The following is an 8,736-nucleotide window of genomic DNA, read 5'->3' on the forward strand; positions in this document are numbered from 1 at the left end:
GGCGGACGTGGAGACGCGTGCGGAGCGGGCGGACACCCCGAAGGAAACGGTGACGCAGCGCGCCATCGACCAGATCAAGTCGATGATCGGAGAGGGGCTTCTGGAGCCGGGGCAACGTCTGCCCACGGAACGCGAGTTCGCGGCCCGGCTCGGGATCTCCCGCAACTCGATGCGTGAGGCGGTCCGCGCGCTGACCGCCATGGGCGTACTGGAGGCCCGACACGGCTCGGGCATCTACGTCACCCTGCTGGAGGCGGGCAACCTCCTGGAGACCTTCGGTGCCGTCGCGGACCTCTCGCCGGGCCCACGACTGCTCGAACTCCTGGAAGTGCGCCGGGTGTTGGAGTCCACCGCGACGGCCCTCGCCGCCGCGCGCATCGACGCGGAGCAACTCGCCGAGGTGGAGCAGCACCTCCAGGCGATGCGGGCGAGCACCGCCCCGGAGGAGATCCTCGCGCACGACCTCGCCTTCCACCGGGCGATCGTGCGGGCCTCCGGCAACGAGTCCATGGCGGCGATCCTCGAAGGGCTCTCGTCACAGACGCTCCGCACGCGGGTGTGGCGCGGATACGAGGAGGAGGGCGCCTTCGAGCGGACCCACCACGAACACACGCGGATCTACGAAGCCCTCGTCGACCGCGACCCCGAATCAGCAGGCGCCGCAGCATCCGTGCACGTGGTGGGGGTGGAACGGTGGCTGAGAAGGCAATTGGACGGCGAGTAGCCGCGCGCGGCACCGGCCGGCAACGGGCCAGGGGCCGGCTGTTCGGACGGCACGGAGTCGTTGGAGGCCGCTCCCGTTCTCGCCTACCCGACGTGGTTGCCCCACAGTGATCTGTCGTCCACGTTCGCCTTGGTCACCAGCGGGGCCGGCAGCTGGTCCTCCAGCCCGTTGGGGAGCTTGATGATGGTGGAGCCGTGGCCTGTCGCTCCCGGCTTGAACGTCTTGCCCGCAGCTGCTGCCTGGGCGTAGGAGAGCGCGTATTTGGCGTAGAGGTCGGCGGGCTGGGAGACGGTCGCGTCGATGTCCCCGGCGCGGATGGCGGCCAACTCCTCCGGGATACCGTCGTTGGAGACGATGGTGATGTGCCCCGCCTCGCCGGCCGGCTTGAGCAATCCCTTCTTCTGGAGCAGCGCCAGTGCCGGCTGCAGGAAGACGCCGCCGGCCTGCATGTAGATGCCGTTCAGGTCGGGGTTCCGGGCGAGCAGCCGCTGCAGCTTGGCGGTGGCAACGTCGCCCTTCCACTCGGTGGCGAGCTCGAAGATCTGGATCTTCGGGAACTTCGTCTTCATGCACTCCGCGAACGCCTCAGAGCGGTCGCGGGCGTTGATCGAGTCCAGCGCGCCCTCGAACTCGGCGACCTTCCCCTTGCCTCCCAGCTGCCTGCCCAGGAATTCACAGGCCTTGGTGCCGTAGGCCCGGTTGTCGGCGCGGACCACCATGTAAACCTGGCCCTTGTCCGGCCGGGTGTCGACGCTGACCACCGAGATCTTCTTCGCCGCCAGCCGGTCGAGGATCGAGGCGATGGCGGTGTTCTGCGGGGCCATGACGATGGCCTTCGCCCCAAGCTTCTCGAACACCTCGACGTCGTCGGCCAGGTTGGTCGCGTCGTACCGCGAGTTGCTCAGCGGCAGGGCGTTGACCCCGTCGGAGCCGATGTGATTCCTGAGGTACTGCGCGTAGGAATACCAGAAGTCGGAGTCGGCGCGTGGCAGGTCGATGCCGATGGGCGGCTTCTCGTCGGTGCCTGAGCCCGTTGCGGTATCGCTGCCGCGATTGCAGGCGGAGGCGAAGGCGGCCAGAGCGCACACGGTTGCGGCGGCGCGGGTGACGCGGTGGCGGGGGATCTGCATGGCGGGTTCTCCCCTGGTCCGGAGGCAACTGCGACGAAGGCATGACTCGCGCCCGGCGTGACGACCGCACCGGATTCCACGGCGCGGCCACCCTGGGCGTCTCCCTTGTGGGTTGCGGGCGTCACGTCGTGCGGGCGGAAGGGAGACAACAGCGAAGCCACTGAGAGAGCATCGATAATTCATCGGAGGTCTTCTCGGCGAGGACGGTACGGCCGCTTCGTCGCGACTGGCAAGACCCCAGCGCAGGTGTGCCCGAGGAGACACCAGAGACGGCCGATCGAGCCCTTCCGCTCGCCTGGAAGCTATGGCACAGGCCTGCGGGCCCGAAGGGGAACGCCACGCCGCCGCGACGGGGTTCTCCCGAGAGCCCCGCGTGCCCAAGGGCCCGCAGGGCTCTCGTCGTCGGGTCAGGCCCTGAGCGGCTCCGGGAGCGCCGGGACCCGTTCGACCTGGCCGACCAGGAAGACGTAGGACAGGATTCCCACCATGGTGATCACGGTCATGTAGGCGAAGCCGGGCGCGAAGCTCTCATCGGTGACGATCATGCCGATGACGATCGGGGTCGCGATCGACGACAGGTTGCCGATGAAGTTGAACATCCCGCCGGTGAGTCCCAGCAGCCGTTGCGGAGACACCGCGGACACCAACGACCAGGTGATCGAGGCGAGACCGTTGCCGAAGAAGGCCACCGACAGGAACACGATGCCCCACACGGTGGAGTCGGTGAGGCTCGCGCCGGCCATCAGCGTGCTCAGCAGCAGCCCGGCGATGATCGGTCCCTTCCGGGCCGCGCCGAGCGAGACGCCGCGGCGGAGCAGGAAGTCCGACAGGACACCGGAGGTCAGCACGCCGACCAGGGCGGCGATGAACGGTACGGACGCCAGGAACCCGGACTTGATGTAGTCCATGTTCCGGTACTCGACGAGGTAGGTCGGGAACCAGGTGAGGAAGAACCAGAGCGTCGAGGTCAGGCAGAACTGGCCGAGATAGATGCCCCACAGCTTGCGGCGGCCCAGAACGACGGCCAGGTCGGAGCGGATGATCCGTGCCCGTTGGGGCCGTTCACGTGTCGCGTCCACCAGTCCGCCGCCGGCGCGGATCAGCTCGACCTCCGCCTCGTTGGCCCGCGAGTCGCGCGGCTCCCGGTACCGGGCGTACCAGATCAGCGCCCACAGGATGCCGACCAGGCCCGTGGCGAGGAAGACCCAGTGCCAGGAGAACATCGCCTGCAGCCAGGACAGGACGGGGGTGAGCAAGGCAAGGCCGATGAACTGGCCGGAGGTGTAGAAGCCGATGGCGGTGGCGCGTTCCCGCTCCGGGAACCACACGGTCGCGACCTTGTTGTTGGTGGGATAGCCGGGTGCCTCGAAGACACCGACCATCAGCCGCAGCGTGATCAGCGCCACGAAGCCGCCGATGACGCCCATGAAGAGGGTCGCCAGCGACCACAGGGTCAGGCACACCGGGTACAGCACCCGCGGGGGCACCCGGTCCACCAGCCACCCGCCGGGAATCTGCAGCGCGGCGTAGGTCCAGCCGAAGGCCGACAGCAACAGGCCCTGTTGGGCCGTGGTCAGGTCGAGTTCACGCGCGATCTCGGGCAGCGCGATCGACAGGTTCGAGCGGTCCAGATAGTTGATCACGACGGTGATGAACAGCATCACCGCGATGAGCACCCGCAAGCGGGACGGTTGGGTGCCGAGGGCGGCACGCACGGGTCTGGTCTGCGTCATCGTCCGCTCACCACTCCGCGACCGAGCCGTCGGAGTGCCGCCACACGGGGTTGCGCCAGCGATGACCTTCCGCCGCGCGCGCGGCGATGTACTCCTCGTTGACCTCGATGCCGAGGCCCGGGCCGTCGGGGATGGTGACCTGGCCGTCGCGGTAGGCGAACACCGAGGGGTCCGCCAGATAGTCGAGCAGGTCGTTGTCGGTGTTGTAGTGAATGCCCAGGCTCTGTTCCTGGATCGTCGCGTTGTAGCAGCCCGCGTCGATCTGCAGGCACGCCGCCAGGGCGATCGGGCCGAGCGGACAGTGCAGGGCCAGGCCGACGTCGTAGGCCTCGGCCATGTGCGCGATCTTGCGGGCCTCGGTGATGCCGCCGCAGTGCGAGGGGTCGGGCTGGATGATGTCCACGGCCCCGGAGGCCAGCACCGACGTGAAGTCCCACCGGGAGTACAGCCGCTCGCCGAGCGCGATCGGAATCGGCGAGGTGCGCAGCACGTCGGCGAAGCCGTCGATGTGCTCGGACAGCACCGGCTCCTCGACGAACATCAGCCGGTACGGCTCCAGTTCACGCAGCAGTACCTTGGCCATCGGCTTGTGCACGCGGCCGTGGAAGTCGACTCCGATGCCGATGTTCGGGCCCACCGCCTGGCGCACCGCGTCCACATTGGCGATGCACCGGTCCACCTTGTCCCAGGTGTCGAGGTAGGACAGCTCCTCGGTCCCGTTCATCTTCACCGCCGTGAAGCCGCGCTCCACCACCTCGCGTGCGGCGCGGGCCGTCTCCGCGGGACGGTCGCCGCCGATCCAGGAGTACACCTTGATCCGGTCGCGTACGCGTCCGCCGAGCAGTTCGTGGACCGGCACGCCGAGCGCCTTGCCCTTGATGTCCCACAGGGCCTGGTCGATGCCGGCCAGCGCGCTCATGTGGATGCCGCCGCCGCGGTAGAACCCGCCGCGGTAGAGGACCGTCCACAGATCCTCGATGCGCGAGGGATCCTGGCCGATCAGGTAGTCGGAGAGTTCCTCCACCGTGGCGGCCACCGACGCGGCCCGGCCCTCCAGGACCGGTTCGCCCCACCCGGTGATGCCCGCGTCGGTCTCGATCTTCAGGAACGACCAGCGCGGCGGCACCTGATAGGTCGTCAACGAGGTGATTTTCATGGGTTCCTCACTCCTGCAACGATGTCGTGCCTCGACCGGCCGACGGCCTCCTGCCAGATGCGGCAGAGTTCACGGGCCCTGGCGCCGACCACCTCGGCGGTGTCGCCCGGCCGGTAGAGGCCGGAGCCGAGCCCGGCCCCTGCCACGCCGGCCGCTGCCCACGCGGCCAGGTTCGTTTCATCGATCCCGCCGACCGGCACCAGGCCGACGTCCGGCGGAAGCACGGCCCGCCACGCTCCCGCCCCGCTGATGCCGACCGCTTCGGCCGGGAAGAGCTTGAGGTGACGGGCGCCCGCGGCGATCGCGGCGAATGCCTCGCTGGGGGTGGCCACGCCCGGGTACGGCGTCAGGCCCGCCTCGACGGCGGCATCGATCACCGCACGAACGCAGTTGGGTGCCACGATCATCCGGGCACCGGCATCCCGTGCCCGTCCGACGTCCTCCGCGGCGAGCACGGTGCCCGCGCCGATCGCACACCGCTCGCCGAGCGCGTCGGCGAGCAGACGCACACTCGTGAACGCGTCGGGCGAGTTCAGCGGCACCTCGATGGTGGTGATGCCGGCCCCTGCGAGGGCCCGGCCGATGCCCACGACGTCGGCGGGCCTGACGCCACGCAGGATCGCGATCAGCCCTGTCATCGTGCCGGTGTCCTTTCCAGACGTTCTTCGTCCTTGCGGCCGAGCAGCCCGGCCCTGTCCGCGATGCGCCACAGCCCCCTGGCGGTGATCTCCTCACTCAGTACGGTGGCCCGCACCCCCCGGCCGGCAATCGCCGTGGCGTAGCGCCGGCACAGATCGGCCGTGCCGCACAGCACCACCTCGGTCTCCGTGCCGGACAGCAGATGCGCCACCTCGTCGGCGATGAGCACGCCCGAGACGTATTCGGGCAATAAAGCCGGTTCCAGGGCGCCGTCGAGCACCAACGGACGCGCGCCGAACAGCTCCGCGGCCAGGCCCCGGGACCGCCCGGCGGCCAGCCCCCGCGCGAACGCCGCGTCGTCCCGTACGGAAGGTTCGGCGGTGCGGGCCAGGATGCCGTGTGCGGTCAGCAGGGCGTACAACTCCCCCGACATCGCGGTGGCGAAGCCGGTCACCCGGCCGCGGTCGATGCGGACCCACTTGCTGTGTGTTCCCGGCAGCACCACCGTGAACGGCTCCTCGCGGTCGCCGAGCACATCGAGAACGCCGGCGAGCTGGGTCTCCTCACCGCGCATCACATCGCCCGGCGTCTCGCCCGAGGCAATCCGCAGCCCCGGCACCAGATGCAGCACGCCGTCGCGATGCTCCACGGGGACGAGCGAGGTGAAGTCCACGGTCGCCGGTACGGTGCGGTACCCGCTGTCGACCCACCCCTGCGCGCTGCCCACCATGCCGCATGCGACGGCAGGTACGCGGGGGTACGAAGTGAGCCAGTCGCCGCAGGCCTCCCGCAGAGCCGCTTCGTAGGCGGCCGCCCGCGCGTCCGGATCGTGGGCGTCAATGCTTTGCGTGGTGGCGAGCAATCCGCGCCCCGACCTACGGGTGTCGAGAAGGCGGCCCCTGGCGTCGAGCAGCCAGGCACGCTGGCCGGAAGTTCCCCAGTCGAGCGCGACCAGGCCCGGTTCGGTGTCTGTCATGGGACGTCACTCTGGGACCCCCTTCCCCATAATGCGAACGGCGTCCCTATATGTAGGATGCCGGTATGGCTGACGTCCCCGCACCCCCGGCACCCATGCCGAACCGGAATGGCGGGCCCTGTACCAGGCGGAAGCACCCGTGGAACCCGACCAGGTCCGCCCGGAAGACCTCGACGCATTCCTGGCACGTATGCGCGAGTACGCCGAGTCGGGTGTGACCATGGACCTGGAGGACAACGAGCCGGGCATCCGCTGCGTGGCCGCCCCCATCCGAGACGCCACCGGCACGATCACCGGCGCCATCAGCGTGTCCGCCACCCGCCCCTACATGCCCGCCGCACGCATGCGCGGCCTGACGAAAGTCATCGGCTGCGCCGCCCAACGCATCTCAGCCGGCCTCGGACACCGGGAACCCTGAACCACGACGCAACCGTGAAACCCGGCGCCGCGCCGGGCCGTTGACTTGGACGTCATCTCATTCGGGCGCTCTCAGTAGTCGATGGTGTGTTTCCGCAGAATCTGACGGGCCTCGTCGCCGGCGACGAGGCCTGCGGTAGGCCGCAAAGTGAAGTACTCGCGGAACGTGGAGATGTGGTGGGTGGTGAGCAGCGCGATGGTGCGGTTCCAGGTGCCGCCGTCCACGTTGCGCCACAGGTCGAGCAGTGAGCCGCCCACGTTGCCCTGGACCGTGTCACCGTCGTCGAACGTGGGGCCGTGGGTGAGGCCCAGGGACAGTCCGTTCGGCCCGACGTATCGGTAGTCGCCCAGGACGTAGGCGGCGGCCGAGTCGGCGAAGGCTTCTGTCCACGAGCAGGTATCGGAACTCGCCTGGTCGACATAGTGTGTGATGCAGTGGGTGGTCCGCGGGAGCCAGCCGCCGAACAGCCTGTGCTGGAGGAAGTGCGCGCTCTCGTGGAGCACCGTGTGTTCGGAGTCGGGCACGTCACCGGCCAGGTGGACGGTGTTGTGCCGGGGGTCGTAGAGGGCGTCGGAAGGTGCCGATGAGACCCACTGCATGGTCAGTTCGGTGCATGTGTCGTCGTCGGTCTCGCGGGCGCTCCAGCAATTGCTCGTGGGATTGCCACGCTTCCACCACAGCTCGTTTCCGGTGTCGAAGGCATGCCAGGCGCGCATGTCACCGGATGGCGGCTTCCTGGTTCCCAACGATCTGCTGGCCGAAACCGCGGTCTGCACGGGAGAGTTCCAGGTGAAGGTGGCTCCTCTGCCGTTGGTGACCTTCCACAGCTTGCTGCTCTCCGCCGAGACCCGGACCCACATCAGTTCCATCGACCGCGAGATCTCGGGGGTGTAGCACGCCCGGAAGCCGCCGTTGGACACGTCCGTGAACAGGGCTTGGGTGTTGAGCTTCTGGGCGCTGCCCAACGGGGTTTCCCGGCCCCACAGTTCGACGTTGGCGTTGCGTACCGGTCTGGTCTTCCACGGTTTGCCGGGTCCGCTCTCGGCTGACCGGTAGTCGAAATGGAGGGAGCCGGTCAGGCAGATCCTCTTGGAGGCCGCACTGGCTCCGTCGGAGAGCAGGGGGACGGAGAGGACGGCTGCCATCAGAACGATTCCGCAGCCTGCCGTGATCAGCTTTTTCAGGAGAGTGCGGTCTTTTGCTTCCTGCATGGGGGAACTCTCTGGTCGTCATTGTCGGGACGGCCCGGCGCTCGGCAGAGTGCGGCCGGTAACGGTGGGAGAGCCGCCCGAGCCGTGCCGGCGTGGCGAGGGTCCAGAGCGCTTTTCGCCGGGCGACAGGGAGGTGTGAACGATGGAGACGGAGGCGCGGGGGGGCCGGCGACGGCACGGCCGATCGCGGCCGCGACGCCTCCCGCGCCCCGACGGTGGCGCCGCCGCACGACGCGAGGCCCCGCCCAGGGGTCACACCCCCGCGGGGCCTCGCTACCGCTCGTTGACGGCCGGGTCGTCGGTCGTCAGTCCTCGTCCGGGGCGGTGGGGAGTGCGGCCTGGATGAGATCCATGACCGACGCATCGGTGAGGGTGCTGACGTCGCCCAGAGCGCGGTTCTCCGCCACATCGCGAAGGAGGCGGCGCATGATCTTGCCCGAGCGCGTGGTGGGCAGGGCGGTCACGGTGAGGATGCGCCGGGGCTTGGCGATCGGGCCGAGTTCCCCGGCGACGTGTGTGCGGAGTTCTTCTGCGAGGGTGCCGGACTCCGAGGCGGTGCCGCGCAGGATGACGAAGGCGCAGATGGCCTGGCCGGTGGTCGGGTCGTGCGCGCCGACCACGGCGGCCTCGGCGACCGCGGGGTGGGAGACGAGGGCGGACTCGACCTCGGTGGTGGAGATGTTGTGCCCGGACACCAGCATCACGTCGTCGACCCGGCCGAGCAGCCAGATGTCGCCGTCCTCGTCCTT

At 69.1% G+C, this 8,736-nt stretch carries 8 protein-coding genes and 1 pseudogene; 2 read left to right on the forward strand and 7 right to left on the reverse strand.

Annotation, left to right across the window (positions count from 1 at the left end):
- Positions 1–7: 7 nt before the first annotated feature.
- Entirely contained in the window at positions 8–724 is a 717-nt protein-coding gene (locus tag AB0G35_RS31035) for a FadR/GntR family transcriptional regulator (RefSeq protein ID WP_360956340.1), read from the forward strand.
- Between the two features lie 83 nt (positions 725–807).
- Here the strand turns inward: AB0G35_RS31035 and AB0G35_RS31040 are convergent, their stop codons facing one another.
- From AB0G35_RS31040 to AB0G35_RS31060, 5 genes are all read right to left on the reverse strand, one after another.
- Positions 808–1,854: a sugar ABC transporter substrate-binding protein gene (locus tag AB0G35_RS31040; protein ID WP_360956342.1), complete on the reverse strand. Its 1,047-nt coding sequence runs from the start codon at positions 1,852–1,854 to the stop codon at positions 808–810.
- A 407-nt stretch (positions 1,855–2,261) separates the two neighbouring features.
- Positions 2,262–3,587, reverse strand: coding sequence for an MFS transporter (locus AB0G35_RS31045; RefSeq protein WP_360956344.1), 1,326 nt, complete (start codon positions 3,585–3,587; stop codon positions 2,262–2,264).
- Positions 3,588–3,594: 7 nt separating this feature from the next.
- Complete coding sequence (gene dgoD, locus AB0G35_RS31050; protein WP_360956346.1) at positions 3,595–4,743, reverse strand: galactonate dehydratase; 1,149 nt, start codon at positions 4,741–4,743, stop codon at positions 3,595–3,597.
- Positions 4,740–5,381 (reverse strand): 2-dehydro-3-deoxy-6-phosphogalactonate aldolase, encoded by a 642-nt coding sequence (locus AB0G35_RS31055; protein WP_360956348.1) that lies wholly within the window; start codon positions 5,379–5,381, stop codon positions 4,740–4,742. Before AB0G35_RS31055 ends, dgoD begins: the two co-directional genes overlap by 4 nt.
- Positions 5,378–6,358 carry a 2-dehydro-3-deoxygalactonokinase gene (locus AB0G35_RS31060; protein ID WP_360956350.1) on the reverse strand — a complete coding sequence of 327 codons (981 nt, stop codon included), beginning with the start codon at positions 6,356–6,358 and terminating at the stop codon, positions 5,378–5,380. Before AB0G35_RS31060 ends, AB0G35_RS31055 begins: the two co-directional genes overlap by 4 nt.
- A 139-nt stretch (positions 6,359–6,497) precedes the next feature.
- Here AB0G35_RS31060 and AB0G35_RS31065 point away from each other — a divergent pair, with 139 nt between their 5' ends.
- Positions 6,498–6,776: an IclR family transcriptional regulator C-terminal domain-containing protein gene (locus AB0G35_RS31065; RefSeq protein WP_360956352.1), complete on the forward strand. Its 279-nt coding sequence runs from the start codon at positions 6,498–6,500 to the stop codon at positions 6,774–6,776.
- 71 nt (positions 6,777–6,847) lie between these two features.
- On the opposite strand, the gene AB0G35_RS31070 is transcribed toward AB0G35_RS31065, so the two are convergent.
- Positions 6,848–7,987 (reverse strand): metalloprotease, encoded by a 1,140-nt coding sequence (locus AB0G35_RS31070; RefSeq protein WP_360956354.1) that lies wholly within the window; start codon positions 7,985–7,987, stop codon positions 6,848–6,850.
- A gap of 305 nt (positions 7,988–8,292) precedes the next feature.
- Positions 8,293–8,736 (reverse strand): annotated as a pseudogene (locus AB0G35_RS31075) (acetyl-coenzyme A synthetase); the annotation flags it as partial.

The sequence above is a fragment of the Streptomyces sp. NPDC021749 genome (genome assembly GCF_040640655.1).
In the GTDB taxonomy this organism is placed as follows: Bacteria; Actinomycetota; Actinomycetes; order Streptomycetales; family Streptomycetaceae; genus Streptomyces.

Coding starts and splice junctions, on each gene's coding strand:
- AB0G35_RS31040 (WP_360956342.1), bottom strand. CDS start 1,854: ATGCAGATCCCCCGCCACCGCGTCACCCGCGCCGCCGCAACCGTGTGC.
- AB0G35_RS31045 (WP_360956344.1), bottom strand. CDS start 3,587: ATGACGCAGACCAGACCCGTGCGTGCCGCCCTCGGCACCCAACCGTCC.
- dgoD (WP_360956346.1), bottom strand. CDS start 4,743: ATGAAAATCACCTCGTTGACGACCTATCAGGTGCCGCCGCGCTGGTCG.
- AB0G35_RS31055 (WP_360956348.1), bottom strand. CDS start 5,381: ATGACAGGGCTGATCGCGATCCTGCGTGGCGTCAGGCCCGCCGACGTC.
- AB0G35_RS31060 (WP_360956350.1), bottom strand. CDS start 6,358: ATGACAGACACCGAACCGGGCCTGGTCGCGCTCGACTGGGGAACTTCC.
- AB0G35_RS31070 (WP_360956354.1), bottom strand. CDS start 7,987: ATGCAGGAAGCAAAAGACCGCACTCTCCTGAAAAAGCTGATCACGGCA.